15 protein-coding genes and 2 pseudogenes are annotated in these 19,125 nt (G+C 62.8%); 1 reads left to right on the plus strand and 16 read right to left on the minus strand.

The features are described 5' to 3' along the window. Nucleotides 1–98: 98 nt before the first annotated feature. From hemE to ACFOSU_RS01805, 9 genes and pseudogenes are all read right to left on the minus strand, one after another. A complete protein-coding gene (gene hemE, locus ACFOSU_RS01765; protein WP_380685851.1) occupies nt 99–1,145 on the minus strand; it encodes a uroporphyrinogen decarboxylase in 1,047 nt (348 codons plus the stop codon). Nucleotides 1,146–1,375: 230 nt separating this feature from the next. After that, on the minus strand, nt 1,376–2,095 hold the full coding sequence (gene pyrF, locus ACFOSU_RS01770; RefSeq protein WP_380685853.1) for an orotidine-5'-phosphate decarboxylase: 720 nt from the start codon (nt 2,093–2,095) through the stop codon (nt 1,376–1,378). Between the two features lie 3 nt (nt 2,096–2,098). Further along, nucleotides 2,099–2,308: pseudogene (locus tag ACFOSU_RS01775) on the minus strand (CcdB family protein); the annotation flags it as partial. 4 nt (nt 2,309–2,312) lie between these two features. Then, a pseudogene (locus tag ACFOSU_RS01780) lies at nt 2,313–2,414 on the minus strand (type II toxin-antitoxin system CcdA family antitoxin); the annotation flags it as partial. Nucleotides 2,415–2,704: 290 nt separating this feature from the next. Then, nucleotides 2,705–4,357, minus strand: coding sequence for a mercury(II) reductase (gene merA, locus ACFOSU_RS01785; RefSeq protein ID WP_380685855.1), 1,653 nt, complete (start codon nt 4,355–4,357; stop codon nt 2,705–2,707). Nucleotides 4,358–4,391: 34 nt separating this feature from the next. Then, nucleotides 4,392–4,604, minus strand: coding sequence for a mercury resistance system transport protein MerF (merF, locus tag ACFOSU_RS01790; RefSeq protein ID WP_353160313.1), 213 nt, complete (start codon nt 4,602–4,604; stop codon nt 4,392–4,394). Then, nucleotides 4,601–4,909, minus strand: coding sequence for a cation transporter (locus ACFOSU_RS01795; RefSeq protein WP_353160316.1), 309 nt, complete (start codon nt 4,907–4,909; stop codon nt 4,601–4,603). Before ACFOSU_RS01795 ends, merF begins: the two co-directional genes overlap by 4 nt. A gap of 12 nt (nt 4,910–4,921) precedes the next feature. Continuing rightward, nucleotides 4,922–5,284, minus strand: a complete 363-nt coding sequence (locus tag ACFOSU_RS01800; protein ID WP_353160318.1) for a mercuric transporter MerT family protein — start codon at nt 5,282–5,284, stop codon at nt 4,922–4,924. Nucleotides 5,285–5,374: 90 nt separating this feature from the next. After that, the gene (locus ACFOSU_RS01805) at nt 5,375–5,776 is read right to left on the minus strand and encodes a MerR family transcriptional regulator (RefSeq protein ID WP_353160321.1); all 402 of its coding nucleotides are present in this window, start codon (nt 5,774–5,776) and stop codon (nt 5,375–5,377) included. 168 nt (nt 5,777–5,944) lie between these two features. Between ACFOSU_RS01805 and ACFOSU_RS01810 the strand changes: the two genes are divergently transcribed. Beyond that, nucleotides 5,945–6,289: a YnfA family protein gene (locus tag ACFOSU_RS01810; RefSeq protein ID WP_353160323.1), complete on the plus strand. Its 345-nt coding sequence runs from the start codon at nt 5,945–5,947 to the stop codon at nt 6,287–6,289. 333 nt (nt 6,290–6,622) lie between these two features. On the opposite strand, the gene ACFOSU_RS01815 is transcribed toward ACFOSU_RS01810, so the two are convergent. The 7 genes from ACFOSU_RS01815 to pilQ all read right to left on the minus strand — a co-directional run bounded on the left by ACFOSU_RS01815 (nt 6,623) and on the right by pilQ (nt 19,117). Then, the gene (locus tag ACFOSU_RS01815; protein ID WP_380685859.1) at nt 6,623–8,032 is read right to left on the minus strand and encodes an FAD-dependent oxidoreductase; all 1,410 of its coding nucleotides are present in this window, start codon (nt 8,030–8,032) and stop codon (nt 6,623–6,625) included. Nucleotides 8,033–8,116: 84 nt separating this feature from the next. Continuing rightward, nucleotides 8,117–12,580 carry a glutamate synthase large subunit gene (gene gltB / locus ACFOSU_RS01820; protein WP_380686442.1) on the minus strand — a complete coding sequence of 1,488 codons (4,464 nt, stop codon included), beginning with the start codon at nt 12,578–12,580 and terminating at the stop codon, nt 8,117–8,119. A 237-nt stretch (nt 12,581–12,817) separates the two neighbouring features. Continuing rightward, nucleotides 12,818–13,921 carry a 3-dehydroquinate synthase gene (aroB, locus tag ACFOSU_RS01825; protein ID WP_380685862.1) on the minus strand — a complete coding sequence of 368 codons (1,104 nt, stop codon included), beginning with the start codon at nt 13,919–13,921 and terminating at the stop codon, nt 12,818–12,820. Further along, the gene (locus ACFOSU_RS01830; protein ID WP_380685864.1) at nt 13,918–14,490 is read right to left on the minus strand and encodes an RDD family protein; all 573 of its coding nucleotides are present in this window, start codon (nt 14,488–14,490) and stop codon (nt 13,918–13,920) included. The genes aroB and ACFOSU_RS01830 overlap by 4 nt, the downstream gene beginning before the upstream one ends. Continuing rightward, on the minus strand, nt 14,490–15,020 hold the full coding sequence (aroK, locus tag ACFOSU_RS01835) for a shikimate kinase AroK (RefSeq protein WP_380685866.1): 531 nt from the start codon (nt 15,018–15,020) through the stop codon (nt 14,490–14,492). Before aroK ends, ACFOSU_RS01830 begins: the two co-directional genes overlap by 1 nt. 62 nt (nt 15,021–15,082) lie before the next feature. Further along, the gene (locus tag ACFOSU_RS01840) at nt 15,083–16,888 is read right to left on the minus strand and encodes an Ig-like domain-containing protein (RefSeq protein ID WP_380685868.1); all 1,806 of its coding nucleotides are present in this window, start codon (nt 16,886–16,888) and stop codon (nt 15,083–15,085) included. A 57-nt stretch (nt 16,889–16,945) separates the two neighbouring features. After that, complete coding sequence (gene pilQ, locus ACFOSU_RS01845) at nt 16,946–19,117, minus strand: type IV pilus secretin PilQ (protein ID WP_380685870.1); 2,172 nt, start codon at nt 19,115–19,117, stop codon at nt 16,946–16,948. Between the last annotated feature and the right edge of the window lie 8 nt (nt 19,118–19,125).

Genomic DNA, 19,125 nt, shown 5'->3' on the forward strand with positions numbered 1-19,125 from the left:
GCTCCCGAGCGAGCCGATAATCAACAACGGACGACCGCAATGTAACGTTTGCCACCCGGCAGGCCAACCGTCGTCCGGCCCTGGCCGACACGCGAAAGCTAGCGCGCGGAAAACTCGTGCACGGCATCCACGAGCATGGCCACGTGTTCGGGGTCGACCTGCGGCGTTACGCCGTGGCCGAGGTTGAATACATGCCCCGGATGATCGCCGAAGCGTTCCAGCACATCGCGCACATTGTCGCGGATCACGGCCGGCTTGGCATAGAGCATGGCCGGATCGAGATTGCCCTGCAGGGCCACGCGATCGCCAACCCGCGCACGTGCCTCGTCGATATCGATGGTCCAGTCCAGGCCGAGCGCGCTCGCGCCGGTATCGGCCATCGCTTCCAGCCACGGGCCGCCGCCCTTGGTGAACAGGATCACCGGCACGGCGCTGCCGTCCGGTGCGGCGTCGAGCTTGGCCACGATCTGGCGCATGTAGGCGAGCGAGAACTCGCGATAGGCAGCCGGCGTGAGCACGCCGCCCCAGGTATCGAAGATCTGCACCGCCTGGGCGCCGGCCGCGATCTGGGCGTTGAGATACTCCGCCACCGAGCGGGCCAGCAGGTCCAGCAGCTTGTGCAGCGCCGCCGGCTCGTTGTAGAGCAATGCCTTGATGTGCTGATAGGTCTTGGACGGGCCGCCTTCGACCATGTAGGTGGCCAGCGTCCACGGGCTGCCGGCAAAACCGATCAGCGGTGTCTTGCCATCTAGTTCGCGCCGGATCAGCTTGACCGCGGCCGGAACATAGCCGAGATCGTCCGCCATGTCCGGCACGCCGAGCTTGTCGATCGCCTCGGGCGTGCGCACCGGGTGATGAAAATGCGGGCCTTCGCCGGCGATGAAGTGCAGGCCCAGACCCATGGCCTCGGGAATCGTGAGGATGTCCGAAAACAGGATCGCGCCATCCAGCGGGAAGCGGCGCAGTGGCTGCAACGTGACCTCGCAGGCCAGTTCCGGGTTCTGGCACAGATCCATGAAGCTGCCGGCCTTTTCGCGCAGGGCGCGGTACTCGGGCAGATAACGGCCGGCCTGGCGCATCAGCCACACCGGAGTCTTGTCGACGGGTTCGCGCCGCAGCGCGCGTAGCAGACGATCGTGGGACATGAATCGCTCGGACAATGGCGCAGGCGAGCGGCGCCGAAAATTGATTGTGCGCAGTTTAACGGCTCGATGGACCGTGGCGATACCGACGCTGCGGGCGTTAGCGTATCGGCAGCCCAGGGTTGATCACGCAAAGGCGCCAAGCCGCAAAGGTAAAAACCGTGCCTCTGCAGTTCGCTTCTCTGCGCCTTCGCGTGGGACCGGCCCGGACAGGCAGAAGACTTGAGGGTGATTTAGCGCGCGGCGATCGCCTCGGCTATTTCATTCTGGATCGCGAGTGCGGCTGCGCGCGGGTCTCGTGCGTCGCGGATCGGCCGGCCGACCACGAGATAGTCCGCGCCCGCGGCGATCGCCGCGGCCGGCGTCATGACGCGTTTCTGGTCGTCAGGCGGGCGCTCGTCGTTGGCAACCGGGCGGATGCCCGGCGTGATCGCGATCAGCTTGTCCGGCGCATGCGCACGCAGACGCGCGACTTCCATGCCGGACGACACCACGCCGTCGCAGCCAGCCTCCAGCGCGCGCCTGGCCCGCGACAGGACCAGCGATTCGATATCGCAGGCAAAGCCCATGTCGTCGAGATCGCCCTGATCGAGACTGGTCAACGCAGTCACCGCCAGGATCTTCGCGCTACCGGATTTGGCGCCGGCCGCTGCTTCCATCACCTGCTGGTTGCCGTGGACGGTGATGAAATCCACGTCGCGCGCACACAGCCGAGTCACGGCCGCGGCCACGGTGGCGGGCACGTCGAACAGCTTCACATCGACGAAGACCTTCTTGCCGCGTGCCTTGAGCCAGTCGATCAGTTCGAAATAACCGGGCGACATCGCCAGTTCCAGGCCGACCTTGTAGAAGGTGACGGTTTCGCCCAGGCGTTCGACCAGCGCACGGGCGGCGTCGGCGTCGGGCACGTCGAGGGCGAAAATGAGGCGGTCGTGATTGTTGATGGAGTGCATGAATCAGATGCCGGTGAGAAGTAAATCAAGGGCTGCAACGATCTCATCTCGCTGCGAGCGAACGCTGGCCACGACGGCGCCAATATCAGCCGCAGCCATGCCCATGATGTCGGCTGTTGAGACTACATATCGAGATGAATCCAGCGAGATGAACGGATCCAGTCGGGTCAGGCGCGGGCCGAACCGTTGAACGTCGATCAGCGGCACGACGACACGACTAGAAACGAACGAGGTCTTTGTTCCAGAGCCCGTTACGTTCGATACGTGCGTTGTACGCCGCAAATGCCTCGCGATTTGCTTCCAGCCAATGCTGCTCGCGGGAAACCCTTAGCGTGGGCCGCGAACTGGGTTTCGACGAACGCTGAAACTATTAAGATCGGCCTCGCGCGCCGCGCGCGCGACCGATTCGTCGCTATACAGATTGAGACGCGTCTTGCTCATCCGTACAAGTATGCGCAAGCGTCGATTCGCGCGCAATGCAGGGTGACGTCTACCTGACAGACGCTTTATTGATCAGTCCGCTATCGGCCAGAAGCGGACATCAAACCCAGGCAAGCGCCTGCTTATCAGGCGCAGACAAACAACGAGCCCGCGATAGGGACCAAGAGCTCACCCCGCACAGCAGGATAGCTGCTCAACATCCTTGGTGAACGTCTGGGCACAGAGCTTGAGTGCTTCCACGTGCACCAGATAAGGGAACAGCAGGTCACCCAGGGCCTCGACGGCCATGCCGTGGTGCACGGCCATTACGGCGGTCTGGATCATTTCGCCGGCCTCGGGGGCCAGAATCTGGGCCCCCAGAAGGCGATGACTGCCGGCCTCGGCGACCAGCTTGACGAAACCGCGGGTCTCGAAGTTGGCGAGCGCCCTTGGTACGTGCTCCAACCCAAGCGTGCGGGTCTCCACGTCGAGCCCGCGCGCCTGGGCCTGGCGTTCATCCAGCCCCACGGTCGCCACCTGCGGATCGGTAAAGATCACCGCGGGCATGGCGGACAGATCCAGCCGGGCTTGTCCGCCGGTCATATTGATCGCCGCCCGGGTACCGCCGGCAGCAGCCACATAGACAAACTGAGGCAGCGTCGTGCAATCGCCGGTGGCATAGATGGACTCGGCGCTGGTGTGCAGCGATGTGTCCACCACGATTGCACCGCTTTCATCGGTCTTTACCCCAACGTTGTCCAGCGCCAGATCACGGGTATTCGGGGCGCGTCCGGTGGCGACCAGCAGCCGGTCGCCCTGGATCGGGCCGTTGTCGGTATCGAGGATGAATTGCCCGGCCGCAAAACGTACGGCATGCGCCTGGGTGTGTTCACGTACGTCGATCCCTTCGGCGCGGAAGGCCGCGGCGAGGCCTTCGCCCAGCGCCGGATCCTCGCTGGACAGCAGCGTGCTTCGGGCCAGCACGGTGACCTCGGAACCCAGCCGGCGAAACGCCTGCGCCTGTTCGACGGCAACCACGGAGGCGCCAATGACGATCAGATGCTCGGGCGCCTCCGCACTGAAGACCGCCTCATCGGAGGTCCAATATGGCGTATCGGCCAGGCCCGGTATCGGGGGAATCGTCGGGGAGGCCCCGGTGGCGACCAGAATACGATCGGCCGCCACGCGATCTTCGGTCCCGTCCTGTGCCGCGATGATCAGGGTATGGGCGTCCTCGAAACGGGCCCGCCCGCGCCGTAGGGTAATCGCCGGGTTGTCATCGAGGATACTTTGGTACTTGGCTTCGCGTAGTTCTTCCACCCGCGATTGTTGTTGGCGCTGCAACCGGGGCCGGTCGATCATCGGCGCGCGATCTGCCAGCCCCTCGAACGGGTTGTGGCGTTGATGCTGGGCCAGTTCGGCGGCGCGAATCTGGATCTTGGAGGGCACGCAGCCGACGTTGACACAGGTACCGCCGATGATGTCGCCCGACTCGATCAGGGTCACACGCGCGCCGGCCTCGGCGGCGCGGATGGCGGCAGCAAACGCGCCGCTACCGCTGCTAATGATGGCGACATGGAGATTATCGTCGCCGCCGTCTTGCGCAATCCGCGACGGCGCGGCCGTCGCCGAGTCGTCGTCCCAGGCGCGCGCCTCATAGCCACGCGCGCGTACCGCTTCGATCAGCGTGGTTTCGTCTGTGCCGTTAGTCAGCTGGACTTCAGCACGACCTTCGGCATAGGACACCGCAGCGCTGACTCCAGCGAGTGCGTTCAGGGCGTCCTCGACCGTGCGGGCGCAGTGCGCACAGGTCATGCCGGAAATCGCGAGTGTACGTTGCATGACAACTCCTTATTGATCTCGAACAATGATTTATTCAGCAGTCTGTTTTCTCACGGCGATAAACGGCATAGACAGCCAGGCCGAGAAAAAAGACCAGCGCCGGCAGCAGGACATAGTCGAGGTAGCCGACCAGCGCCGACAGACCGACGACGCCGAACAGGATTACCAGTACCGGCGTGAAGCAGCACAGCGCTGCGATGACGGTGCCCACGATGCCGGCACCAAGCAGGGTGTTGTTGCGGTTCATTGGGCTTGCTCTTTTGGTTTGGACGGATAGCCGGCGCGGGTCGTAGCAGCGGTCAAGTCCGAGACCGACGCGACCGCCGGATCGAATACGACCGCGGCGGTCTTGGATTGGTAGTCCACGCGCGCCGATCGGACGCCGTTGACCTGCTGGAGCGCCTTGCGCACCACCAAGGGACAGGTCGCGCAGGTCATATGCTGCACGGCGAGCGTCACGCTCCGTTCGACCGCCGCAACAGCGCCTTGTGTCCAAAACATGCCCAGCAGCAGCGTGGCGGCCACAAAGCTGATGAATTGTTTTCGAACCATGTCGATCACTCCTTATAGAAACGCCGGCGCATACCAAGGAAAGGTGAGCAGTGCCAGCACGGGTATGACGAGCAGCCAGAAGATCAGGCGCTGACGGCGCCTGACCGCAGGTTGGGCACACGCTGCATCGGACTCGCAGCTTGGCCGGCGGCGATACAGCCGCCAGCCGGCGAAAATCAGCAGCGCCACCGTGATAGCCACGAAGATCGGCCGATAGGGTTCCAGCGCGGTGAGCGAACTCATCCAGGCGCCGCCGACACCGATCGAGATGAACAGCACCGGCGCCACGCAGCACAGCGACGCACCCACCGCTGCCAGGACGGCACCGATCTGGGCCCAACCGGTGCTATCGGTCGCGGGTGTGGAATCGTTCATGGTATGGCTCCGCGCGGGTTCTATAATCTGACGGAGCGCAGCTTAAACGCGGTACTCGAGTACCGTGTCAAGCGCTTGCGAGGAAACTATTCAGGTCTTTCGCGATAACGTTTGAATCAGCGGGCAAGGGCCGGGCGGATACGTGTTTCGGCAACGATCGATCAGCCCATCAAGAGTATCCTGCATTGCCGCCAGATCGGCGATTCGAGCTGCCACAATTCCGCGCTGGTGTTCGGCCACACGGCGTACATCATCGCAATGGCCGTCGCCCAAACTCAGCAGCTCGCGGATTTCGTCAAGGCTAAACCCCAACCCCTGGGCGCGCTTGATAAACTGAATACGCTCCATGGTTGCGCGGGGATAGCGGCGATAGCCCGAAGACGGTTTAAGAGGTTGCTCGATCAGCCCGCGCCGTTGGTAGTAACGCACCGTTTGCCGATTCACGCCGGCCGCGGCCGCGAGTTGTCCGATGGTTTGTCCAGTTTCAGTCATGACGCTTTGGACGCGAGTTGCCGAGTAGTTTCACTGTAGCAAGCGGGCAAATCCGAATGAGCGGACATAATCGTGCTGGCCCCGCTTACAGGCGCTGATATTTGGCGATATGTGCGATTCGTCGTGAATATCGTCCGCCTCGAAGGACAATCTAGGTGGAGCACCGTCATGTTCCAGTTTTATTCGACAAGCACCGTGATCTATCTGGGTGCCGCCCTGGCAGAGATCGCCGGTTGTTTCACGTTTTGGGCGTGGCTGCGTCAAGATAAGAGTGGTTGGTGGCTTATCCCCGGCTTGTTCGCGCTGGCGTTGTTCGCCTATCTACTGACTCGTATCGATGTCACGGCCGCCGGCCGCGCATACGCGGCCTATGGTGGACTCTACATCGCGACTTCACTGATTTGGCTGTGGCTGGCCGAGGGGATACAGCCGAACGTGTGGGATCTCGTGGGCGCTGGCTTGGCGACCAGCGGCGCGCTGGTTATCTTGGTCGGCACACAATTTTCACGTTGATGGTGTACAGCCGCGTGACAGAGCCACTCGAGCAGCCTGTAATCGCCCTCAGATCGTTGCCATACTTTCGTGAGTGACAGTACAGTTCAACATGGGCGGTACGGCGAAGCGTCGATTGAGGCTTGTCGTAACCAGAGCTCAGACGCCAGATACGAACGCTTGACAGAGTATGGTCCTCTATTGCCTGCGTTTGCAGAAGCAAAATGTCCGCTTCGGGTCGAAAGCAGGCTAAGAAAAATATCGAGTTACGCCCTTAAACGACCACGGCCCGCTAAAAGCGGGCCGCAAGTCATTCATATCATCGTCGGCGAGGCCGCCACTTGTTGTGACCGATCACACCTCGAGATAGTCGAGGATGCCCTTGCCGGCTTCGCGGCCTTCGAACACGGCGGTGACGACCAGATCCGAGCCGCGGACCATGTCGCCGCCGGCGAATATCTTCGGGTTGGTGGTCTGGTGCTTGAAGCGGCCTTTTTCGGGGGCGATCACACGGCCGCCGTCGTCGACCTCGATGCTGTGCGGGTCGAACCAGTCCTGCGGATTGGGACGAAAGCCGAAGGCAATGATGACCGCGTCGGCGTCTATGACTTCCTCGGTGCCGGGAACCGGTTCCGGGCGTTGACGGCCGCGTTCGTCCGGCGCGCCCAGCTTGGTGGTGACGACCTTGATGCCTTCGACGTGGGTGTCGCCCACGATCTCGACCGGCTGGCGGTTGAACAGGAACTGCACGCCTTCTTCCTTGGCGTTCTGCACTTCGCGTACCGAGCCGGGCATGTTGTTCTCGTCACGACGATAGGCGCAGATCACGTCCTTGGCACCGTGACGGATGGACGTGCGATTGCAGTCCATGGCGGTGTCGCCGCCACCGAGCACGACGACGCGCTTGCCCTTCATGTTCACGAAATCGCGCGGGTTGGCTTCCAGGCCGAGTTCACGATTGATGTTGGCGACCAGGAAGGGAAGGGCTTCGTGCACGCCCTTGAGCTCTTCGCCGGGGAAGCCGCCTTTCATGTAGGTGTAGGTGCCCATGCCCAGGAATACGGCGTCGTATTCTTCCATGAGTTCTTCGATCTGGATGTCCTTGCCGATCTCCACGCCCAGGCGGAACTCGACGCCCATGCCTTCCATGACCTCGCGGCGGGTCTCGACGACGTCCTTTTCGAGCTTGAACGGCGGGATGCCGAAGGTCAGCAGGCCGCCGATACGAGGATACTTGTCGAAGACCACGGCCTTGACGCCGCTACGCACCAGAATATCGGCCGCGCCGAGGCCGGCCGGGCCGGCGCCGATCACGGCGACCTTCTTGTCGGTCCAGACCACGTGCGAGACATCCGGGCGCCAGCCCTGCTTGAAGGCCTCGTCGGTGATGTATTTTTCGACCGAGCCGATGCTGATCGCGCCGAAGCCGTCGTTCATGGTGCAGGCGCCTTCGCACAGACGGTCCTGCGGGCAGATGCGACCACAGATTTCCGGCAGGGTGTTGGTCTGGTGCGAAAGTTCGGCGGCCTCGAAGAGATTGCCTTCCTCGACCATCTTCAGCCAGTTCGGTATGTAGTTGTGAACCGGGCATTTCCATTCGCAATAGGGATTGCCGCAGGAAATACAGCGCCCGGCCTGTTGCGACGCCGTTTCCTTGTCGAACTGGCCGTAGATCTCCGCAAATTCGTGAATACGGATTGTCGCCTCGACCTTTTTCGGGTCCTGGCGCGGGGTGTCGAGAAACTGCAGATGATTCTTTGCCATCGTTAACCTTTGTTCGTTGCACAGCCACGCCCGCTGCGGGCGTCATGCACGCAGCGGGCCGGCGTCCCCAATACGCAGTCGCGATCAGGCCGCGCGGTTGAGCGTATCCAGAATCGTTTCCACGCTTTCGGCCTTGGGCTTGACCAGCCAGAACTGGCCGACGTAGTCGCGGAAATCCTCGAGGATTTCCTTGCCCCAGGCACTGTCGGTTTCGGCCACATAGGCCTCGATCATCTCACGCAGATAGTTGCGGTGGGCTTCCATGTTTTCGGACACGACGCGATGAATGTCGATCAGCTCGTGGTTGTAGCGATCGACGAACTCGCGCTTCTCGTCCAGCACGTAGGCCAGGCCACCGGTCATGCCGGCGCCGAAGTTCACGCCCGTGTGTCCGAGTACGACGATACAGCCACCGGTCATGTATTCACAGCCGTGATCGCCGATGCCCTCGACGACCGCGGTCGCGCCGGAATTGCGCACGCCGAAACGCTCGCCCGCCATGCCTGCCGCATAGAGCGTGCCGCCCGTGGCGCCATACAGGCAGGTATTGCCGATGATGGCGGCCTCGCGAGCCACATAGTTGGTCTTCGGCGAGGGGCGGATGATGATACGGCCGCCGGCCATGCCCTTGCCGACATAGTCGTTGGCGTCGCCTTCCAGATACAGATGCAGGCCGCCGGCATTGAACACGCCGAAGCTCTGGCCGGCGGTGCCGGTGAGCTTGAGCGTGATCGGTGTGTCTTCCATGTCGAGATTGCCGTGCCGACGCGCGATCTCGCCCGACAGGCGCGCGCCCAGCGAGCGGTTGTTGTTGTGCACGAAGTACTCGAACGTGCCGCCGCTCTTGTTCTCGATCGCGTCGAGCGCGTCGGCCACCATCTGTTCGGCCAGTTCGCCCTTGTCGAAGGGTTCGTTGTGCGGATTCACGCAGGACATCGGCACATCGCTGGCCAGGCCGCCGTCCGACAGGATCGGCGAGAGATCCAGGCCCTGCTGGCGCGCGGTCTCGCCCGGCAGGATCTCGAGCAGATCGGTACGCCCGATCAGCTCCTCCAGCGAGCGCACGCCGATGCTGGCCATCAGCTCACGGGTTTCCTCGGCCACGAAATGGAAATAGTTCTGCACCATTTCCGGAATGCCGATGAAATACCGCTTGCGCAGGGTCTCGTTCTGCGTGGCCACGCCGGTCGCGCAGTTGTTCAGATGACAGACGCGCAGGTATTTGCAGCCGAGCGCGACCATCGGGCCGGTGCCAAAGCCGAACGACTCGGCGCCGAGAATGGCGGCCTTGATCACGTCCAGGCCGGTCTTGAGGCCGCCGTCGGTCTGCACCCGTACTTTGCCGCGCAGTTCGTTGGCGCGCAGCGTCTGGTGGGTTTCGGACAGGCCCAGTTCCCAAGGCGTGCCGGCATAGCGCACCGAGGTGAGCGGGCTCGCGCCGGTGCCGCCGTCATAGCCGGAGATGGTGATCAGATCGGCATAGGCCTTGGCCACGCCGGCCGCGATCGTGCCCACGCCGGGGCCGGAGACCAGCTTCACCGATACCAGCGCCTTCGGATTGACCTGCTTGAGATCGAAGATCAGCTGGGCCAGATCCTCGATCGAGTAGATGTCGTGATGCGGCGGCGGGGAAATCAGCGCAACGCCGGGCTTGGAGTAACGCAGCCGCGCGATCATCTCGTTGACCTTGTGGCCGGGCAGTTGGCCGCCTTCGCCGGGCTTGGCGCCCTGGGCGATCTTGATCTGCAGCACTTCAGCGTTGACCAGATAATGCGGGGTCACGCCGAAGCGGCCGGAGGCGACCTGCTTGATCTTCGACATCTTGTCGGTGCCGAAGCGGGCGGCGTCCTCACCGCCTTCACCGGAGTTCGAGCGCCCGCCCATGCTATTCATGCCCTGGGCCAGGGCTTCATGGGCTTCCGGCGACAACGCGCCCAGCGACATGCCGGCCGAGTCGAAGCGCTGGGTGATGGCCTCGATCGGCTCGACGTCGTCGACATCGATGGCGTCGATATCGCCGCGCAGCTTGAACAGATCGCGCAGTACCGACACCGGCCGGCCCTGCACGATGGCCGCGTATTCCTTGTACTTGCTGTACTCGCCGGAAGACACCGCCTCGTGCAGCGTGGCGATCACGTCCGGGTTGTAGCAGTGATATTCCTGGCCGTGCACGAACTTGAGCAGGCCGCCCTGGTTGATGGCGACGCGCGGGTTCCAGGCGTCCTGCGCCAGATGCGCCATGTCCGTCTGCAGATGAGCGAAACCGGCGCCGGCGACGCGGCTAACGGTGCCGGAGAAACACAGATCGACCACGTCGTCGGCCAGGCCCACGATCTCGAACAGCTGCGAGCCGCGATAGCTGGTCACCGTGGAAATGCCCATCTTGGACATGATCTTGTACAGGCCCTTGTTGATGCCCTTGCGATAGGTCGCACACAGATCATCGATGTTGCGGCCATCGATCTGGCCGCAGCGCACGAGATCGTTCAGGCATTCATAGGCCAGATACGGATGAATGGCGCTGGCGCCGTAACCGATCAGGCAGGCGTAGTGGTGCGCATCGCGGGCCGAGGCGGTTTCGACCACCAGGTTGGCGTCGCAGCGCAGGTTCTCGCGGGTCAGGCGATGATGCACCGCGCCCGTGGCCAGCAGCGCCTGCATCGGCAGCTTGCCTTCGACGATCTCGCGATCGGAGAGCACCAGAATGGTCTTGCCGTCGCGTACGGCGGCCACCGCCTGCTCGCAGACAGCCTCGATCGCATCACGCAGATCGGTGGCGGCGTCGTAGTTCAGATCGATGATCGTGTGCGCGTAGTCCGGGTCTTCCTGGGCGAGCAGGCGACGGAACTTGCCGGTCGACAGCACCGGCGAGTCGACGACCAGGCGCTTGGCGCGGTCCTCGTTTTCCTCGAAGACATTGCGTTCGCGTCCGAAACAGGTCTCCAGCGACATCACGATGCGCTCGCGCAGCGAGTCGATCGGCGGGTTGGTGACCTGCGCGAACTGCTGGCGGAAATAATCGTAGAGCACGCGGTCGACGCGCGAGAGCACGGGGAAGGGCGTGTCGTCGCCCATCGAGCCGGTGGCTTCCTGGCCGGCCTCGGCGATCGGGCGCAGCACCTGATCGCGTTCCTCGAACGACACATGGAACAGTTTCTCGTAGACCTTGACCGTCCAGCGCTCCATCCAGGCTTCATCGCGGGTATCGGACAGGCGCGACTCGAGCATGCGCGCGTTCTTCTTGAGCCACTGCTTGTAGGGCGCACGCGAGGCCAGACGCTCGTCGATCTCGCGCGGATGGATCAGCTCGCCGGTCTGGGTATCCACGGCGAGCATGTCGCCAGGCTTGAGGCGGCCCTTGGCCACGATTTGCGACGGGTCGTAGTCCCAGACGCCGATTTCCGACGCCAGGGTGATATGGCGATCGTCGGTGATCACATAGCGCGCCGGACGCAGGCCGTTGCGGTCCAGGCAGCAGGCGGCATAGCGACCATCGGTGAGCACGATGCCGGCGGGGCCGTCCCACGGCTCCATGTGCATGGAGTTGTACTCGTAGAACGCGCGCAGATCGGCGCTCATGTAATCGACGTTCTGCCAGGCCGGCGGCATCAGCAGGCGCATCGCGTAGAAGATGTCCATGCCACCGGCGAGCAGGATCTCGAGCATGTTGTCGAGGCTCTGCGAATCCGAGCCGGTCATCGACACCAGCGGCAGGATGGCCTCCAGATCGGGCAGCTTGTCGGAGGCGAACTTGGTCGCGCGCGCGGTGGACCAGTTGCGGTTGCCGGTGACGGTGTTGATCTCGCCGTTGTGGGCGAGATAACGGAACGGCTGGGCCAGGCGCCACTGCGGCAACGTGTTGGTGGAGAAACGCTGGTGGAAAACGCACAGCGAGGTTTCCATGCGCTCGTCGGCCAGATCCTGATAGAAGACCGGCAGATAGCTGGGCATGACCATGCCCTTGTAGGCGAGCACGTTGGCCGACAGCGACGGGATATAGAACACGTCGTCGTCGGTCAGCGCGTTCTCGGTACGCCGGCGCGCGAACACCAGCTTGGCCTCGAACAGGGCCTTGTCCATGTCGGCGGGCGCGTTGACGAAGATCTGCTCGAGATGCGGCAGCGTGTTGAGCGCCTCCGCGCCGCAGGCCTCTTCGGCATTGGTCGGTACCTCGCGCCAGCCGGCCACCGTCAGGCCTTCCACGTCGAGCTGCTTGTTCAGCTCTGTCTTGGCGGCCTCGGTCTTGTCTGCGTCCTGTTGCAGGAACACGATGCCGCTGGCGTAATGATCCGCCAGTTCGATATTCGCTTCCCCGGCCAGGATGCGCAGAAAGGCATCCGGCTTTTTCATCAGAATGCCGCAGCCGTCGCCGGTCTTGCCATCGGCCGCGACCGCACCGCGATGGGTCAGGCGCTCCAGCGCGCCGATGGTGGTCTCCACCAGCCAATGGCTTGGCGTGTCGTCCATGTTGGCGATCAGGCCGAAGCCGCAGGCGTCCTTTTCGAACTCTGGAGAATAGAGTCCGCCTTTCAACTGATGCATTCTAATAGTCCTCGCCTTGGGTCGGATTCGGCGCCTGGCGGTGCTGATGCCGGCGGCCGACAGCCATGTTCGGATATTACGCCACGGGGATAGTCACGCTGTACGCGGTAAAACGTGTCGCGATGAGTCGGGCGACCGATTCGGTTGCCGGGGGCGTTCCACTCGTTAACAGCAGTATAAAAGGCGACCGGTGCGCAATCAATCGGCTTGCATGAAGCGCGCCAGAAGCGCCCGCGCGGCCGATCAGTGCCCGAAATAATGGTTCAGCGTCGCGTCGAGCGCCTCGCCGTGCGCGCCGGTGACCACCGCTGCACCGATATCGTGCATCAGCACGAGTCGCAGCTCGCCGGCCTTGACCTTCTTGTCGCGGGCCATGAGCGCGCGAATCCTAGTCGATTCGAGCTCCGCTGGCGGTGCGGTCGGCAAGTGCGCCGCGGCAATCACGCGTTCGATGCGCTCGACCTGGGCGCCATCCAGCCAGCCGATACGACGGGCCGTGTCGGCGGCCATGCACATGCCGGCAGCGACCGCCTCGCCGTGCAGCCAGGTGCCGTAGCCGAGTTCGGCCTCGAGCGCATGACCAAAAGTATGACCGAGATTGAGCAGGGCGCGCTGGCCCGTTTCCCGCTCGTCGGCGACGACCACCTCGGCCTTGTTGGCACAGGAGCGCCGGATGATCTCGATCAATAGTGCCGGCTCGCGCGCGTTGATCGCTTCCATGTTCGCTTCGAGCCAGTCGAAGAAGTCCGAGTCGCGGATCAGCCCGTACTTGATGACTTCCGCCATGCCGGCCGCGAATTCCCGCGGCGGCAGGGTTTCGAGCACGTCCACGTCGATCAAGACCCGGGTGGGCTGGTGAAACGCGCCGATCATGTTCTTGCCGAGCGCGTGATTGACGCCGGTCTTGCCGCCCACCGATGAATCCACCTGGGCGAGTAAAGTCGTGGGCAGTTGTACGAAGTCGATACCGCGCTGATAGCTGGCCGCGGCAAAGCCGGCGATATCGCCGATCACACCGCCGCCCAGAGCGACGATGCAGGCATCCCGGCCGTAGTTGCCCTCGAGCAGGCGGTCGAAAATCAGATTGAGCGTACCCAGCGTCTTGTGGGCCTCGCCGTCGGGCAGGGCGAGCACATCGACGTCGTGCGCGGCGGCGAGTGCATCGGCCACGGTCTGCTGATAGAGCGGACCGACAGTATCGTTGGTTACGATCAGCACGCGTCGCCCGTGGATGGCGCCCGCGTAGGCGTCAGGTCGGGACAACAGGCCGGGGCCAATCGCGATATCGTAGCTGCGCTCGCCCAGAGCAACGCGCAGGTCCGCTTGTTTGACGGGATCGATGGTCATTTCTTCCAGCCGGAGTTGTCCTGATTGTCTGACGGCGGTTCGCCCTCGAATCGCGCCGTTGCCAGCGCGACTTCGCGGCTGCGAACGACCACGGTCCGGGCTATCTTGTCGTGCCAGCCCTGTTTGCGGCGATCCATCCCGACCCAGATCAGGCCCAGACAGAATGGAATCGTCGACACGAAATAGCCCAGATAGCGCAGAATCATCTGGCCGCTGCTCGGCTTGCCCCCGGTGCGGGCATCCGCGATGCGCGCGCCGATCGCCATCTTGCCGGGCGTCGCCGAGCGGGCGATCCAGAAAATGATCACAACGACGGCGGGCAATACCCAGAACAGCAACACATGCAGTGGACCCGGTACGGTCATGCCCATGGCATCGTAGTTGACCTGCCCGTACTGATTGAAGAGTTCGCCCGAGCTGGACCAGCCGGTGCCGACGCCGGGTATCAGGCTGGCCAGCGGATAGAGCACGATCAGCACCAGCACGCTATCGATGATCGACGCCCATACACGGATCCAGAACCCGGCATAGACCAGCGACTCGTCGGCACGGGGCGGCCCCGCGGGCATCAGGCAGTCCCGATGGCTTCGAGCTGTTCCACGATCTCGCGCGCCAGACGGCGCGCCTGCTGATCGCCGGTGGCGACCACGATATCCGCAATCGAGCGGTACAGCGGATCGCGCTCTTCCATGAGTTTGACCAGCGTCGCCTCGACGTCGTCGCTACCTTCGAGAATAGGGCGGTTGTTTGCCTTGCGGGTACGCGCCAGCTGCTGCTCGAGCGATGTCTCCAGATACACGACCACGCCGCGCGCGGACAGCAGATCACGGGTATCGGGATCGAGCACGGCGCCGCCGCCGGTGGCCATGACCGTATTCGGCTGTTCCGACAGCTCGGCGATCATCTCGCGCTCGCGTTTGCGAAATCCTTCCTCGCCTTCCATGTCGAAGATGAAGGAGATATCCACACCCGTGCGATTCTCGACTTCATGATCGGAGTCGACAAAGGACATGCCCTTGATCTCGGCAATGCGCCGGCCAATGGTGGTTTTGCCGGCACCCATGGGGCCGACGAGATAGATGTTCGGGTTTGCTGCCATTTATGTCTGAAAGTTGGTGATCAAATTAGGACTCGTTGCAAACAGTAACTCCGAGTACGCTTCTAGTTGGTTGTCTGAGAAGACGAGCAATCGCTGTCAAACGGATTCGTACCGGCCCGTGCACCATCGAGCACAAAGGTCAGGCTCTCGGCACCCTCGCTACCAGCGGCTTCTGCCGTGGCCGTCAGCTCGACCTCTACTCGTTGAGCGAAACGCGAAAGATAAGTGACATCAAAGCGAGCTACGCCTGAATCGTCCAGTGTAGGCGAAACGGGAACGGTTGCTACGCGGCCCGGCTCAAGTGTGCCATTTCCATTGTCGCCGTCACCGTCATCTTCGTCGGCGTCAAGTATACCGTTATTATTGATGTCTTCCGACGGGCATATGATCGAACCGTCCGGATTATCACTTGCCTGGTAGGCCTGCGAACGAATACTGAGCCGTAGCGATGCCTCCGACACGGGGTTTCCGGCAGCGTCGCTGATGAGAACCGCATACGGCCAGGCATAGGTGGTTCCGTCGGTCGATAGATCGGGCGCCGAGCCGGTGCCCAAACGAATGCTGAGGGCTTCACCGGCGATGGTCAGGCTGGCGCTGTCTGTGATCGAATCATCCGCGGCCACCGTGGCGGTGATCTCGACGGGCTCGGTCGCAGAACTTGAGCCCGCAGTGTATGTCACCGTGGCAACGCCTGCGTCATTGGTCAAGGCCTGACTCGAGGATAATGTGCCAGAGCCGCCGCCAGCGAGGGCGAAGTTGACGCGCTCGTCCTCGACGAGGTTGCTGAACTCGTCACGAACGGTCACGCGAAGCGTGGTCGATTCGTTCGGTGCCAGCGTGGTCGATGCGGCATTGAGAATGAGCGTCGAGGGATCGGCCGCCCTGAAGTTGATGGTACGCGATGCCTGGACACCGCCTGCAGATGCGGTGACGGTGCTGGGGCCGGCGACCCGGCTTTGCAGTGTCGTTTCAGCAATACCCTGCGCGTTCGTTGGCGGTGACTCTGGGCGCAGGTCGCCACGAGAAGCCGTGAAAGCGACCTGTTGATCTACGATCGGACCGCTATCGTCACTGTATCGCACCTGGAGTGGCAGAGGTTCTGTCCCTACGGTAGGCGGTTCTTCGTCTGTGGCCGTGACGAACGTGATCCTTTCCCCGCCTACTTTCACTGTTTTGACGGCGGTTGCTCCACGCCCACTCGCGGATACGTTGTCGGTGCCGGGGTTGGTTTCGGTGACACGGAATGTCGCTTCGCCACTTGCGTTCGTATCTACCGTGCCGGCACTGACCGGCGGATTGAGTTCGGACTGCAGGGTCAGGGCTGCCCCTTGGATCGGATCGCCACTTGAATCCACCAGCGTTGCGGTGAACCGGGCATCATCGCCGGTCGCTACCGCATCCGGACCGGCGATCGATAGTCTTGTTCCAGAGACCTCGATCTGGATGCTGTCGCTCACCCCACCACTGCTGGCGGTCACGGTGATCGTGCGATTGGCGCGATCGGGGTCATTGTAGAGAAGGGCAGTGGCGGTCCCATTGGAACTCGTACCCGTATCCAGTTCGAGACGACCACTGCTGGCATTGAATTCGATGTCCGGGTCGGCAACCGCATTGTTATCGCTATCTCTCGCGATCGCTGTCAGCACGACTCCGCTCTCGTTCTGAACAGCCGCGGACGTCAGAGTCGTAGCACTGGCGATGAGATCCAGCTGACTCACGTCACTCACCGCGTCGCCATTGTCGGCGCCTCCGCCGTTGCCGGAGTCGTCGTTCGCATCGCTGTCGGAGCCGGACGTCGACCCACCACAGGCAGACAGAGTCAGGGCGATCAGAAAAATAATGGCGATCAAGTAAAGCTTTCTATTCACGAATTGCCCCAATCAATTGTCAGGTGGCTGTTCCACAACCAAAGGCTTTGTTATCGGTTACTTCAAGCTCAACTGGTCTCGAAGAATTTTAGGCGTCACGAAAATCAGCAGTTCGCGCTTGTCGCGCTGGCGCTGGGTGCCGCGAAATAGCACGCCCAGCAGCGGGATTTCGCTGAGGATCGGTACCCGATCCGAGATATCCCGGTTTTCCTGCTCGTAGATGCCGCCGAGCACGACGGTCTCGCCATCGTCCACCAGTACCTGCGTGGTCAGGCTGCGGGTGTTGATCGACGGTACGCTGCCGCCACCCTGCACGTTGATGGTATCGCCCTGGGTATCCTGGGTGACGAACAGGTCCATGATCACGCGGCTGTCGGGCGTGATCTGCGGCGTGACCGTCAGGCCGAGCACGGCTTCCTTGAATTCCACCGTGGCGGCGCCGCTCGAGGCCGCTTCGAGATACGGAATTTCCACGCCTTGCTCGATCTTGGCTTCCTTGGCGTTGGCGGTGATCACTCGCGGTGCGGAAATGATCTCGCCACGGTTTTCGGACTCGAGCGCGGAGAGTGCGAGATCGAGGTTGAAGGTGTCGCCGATGATCGACGTGGTGATCGTGCCGGCCGGGTTGGCCACCGGCAGGTTCACTGTATAGCCGGAGTTGGCCAGATAGTTGCCGCCGGAGGGTGACTCGAACGCGGCGTTGTCGGTCACGCCCTGGGTCACGCCCAGGTTACGCGAGAACTCGCGGTTGGCGACGACGATGCGTGATTCGATCAGCACCTGGCGTACGGGAATGTCGAGACGGTTGATCAGGCGCCGGATTTCGTCGAGCTTCTCGCGGGTTTCGTTGATCAGCAGGCTGTTGGTGCGATCGTCGACGGTCACCTGGCCGCGCGCGGACATCAGCGACAGGTCGTTGTTGGCCGGGGGAACCCCGGGCTGGCCAGTGGGCCCCGCCAATGCATTGCTGGAACTGCCCGAGCGCAGCAGGCTGGCGATATCGGCGGCGCGGGCGTAGTTGATCTGGATGATCTCGGAGCGCAGCGGGGCAAGATTGGTGGTCGCCTGCTGGGCTACCAGTTCGGCCTGCTCGCGCGCGGCGATTTCGGCCAGCGGCGCGATCGTGATGACGTTGTTCTCGCGGCGCATGCCAAGGCCCTTGGCATTCATGATGATATCGAGCGCCTGATCCCAGGCCACGTCTTCCAGGCGCAGGGCCATGTTGCCGGTCACGCTGTCGGAGACGACCATGTTGACGTCGGCGACATCGGCAATGATCTGCAGCACCGAGCGCACGTCGATGTTCTGAAACGACAGCGAGATCTTCTCGCCGGTGTAGCGCGGCGTGTCCTTCTCGCGCTGGGCCTTCTCGGTTTCGCTCAAGGGCTGGAGTTCGATGAAGAACTGATCGCCGGTCTGGTAGGCAATCTGTTCGAAGTCGGCGCCGGCCACCGGGGTGACAACAATACGCGTGCCGCCGTTGCGTGCCGTGGCGTCGATATTCTTGACCGGGGTGGCGAAATCGAGCACGTCGAAGCGTTTTTGCAGCCGGTTGGGCAGGGCCACGCCGGGCAACTGGGCGACGATCTGGCCGCCTTCCTCACTGACGTTAACGGGCGAGGTCACGCCCGACAGCGAGATCTCGATACGGCCGGAGCCGCTGTCGCCGCGACGAAAATCGATATCGCGGACAGACGGGCCACTGGGCGCAGGCGCGCTCGGGGCGGCGGTATCCGGCGCCGCAGACGATGCGACGGGCTGCAGCGGCCGCTTGCTCGCGCTTTGCGCCGCACCGCTGCCGATGCCGACAATGATTTCATTGCCCTGGCGATTGACCTGGTAGTCGACCATCGACGACAACTCGATGACCACGCGGGTGCGATCGTTGCTGGCCGCCATGGCGATGGCCTGGACCGGACCCTGATCAATGCGTTGGTAACGCTGCGCGACGGCCAGTTCTGTTGCGGGCAGATCGATCGACAGCCGCGCGGGTTCGTTGACCGTGAACACCGAGGGCACCGGCGCGGCCGAATCGAGCTTGAGACGGATATTGATACCGCTGTTGCTGGTGCTCACGGCATCGACGCCGGTCAGACGGTTGCTTGCCGCCTGTGCGCTGCCCATGCCCATGTGCATGAGGCCAAGGCCCACCAGGAAGACGCACAGGATCCAGCGCAGCGCGGACCCACGCGTCGTGTTTCTGCGTGTGGATGCAATCAATGTGCTCATAGTGTGAT

This window comes from Salinisphaera aquimarina (genome assembly GCF_042643355.1).
In the GTDB taxonomy this organism is placed as follows: domain Bacteria; phylum Pseudomonadota; class Gammaproteobacteria; order Nevskiales; family Salinisphaeraceae; genus Salinisphaera; species Salinisphaera aquimarina.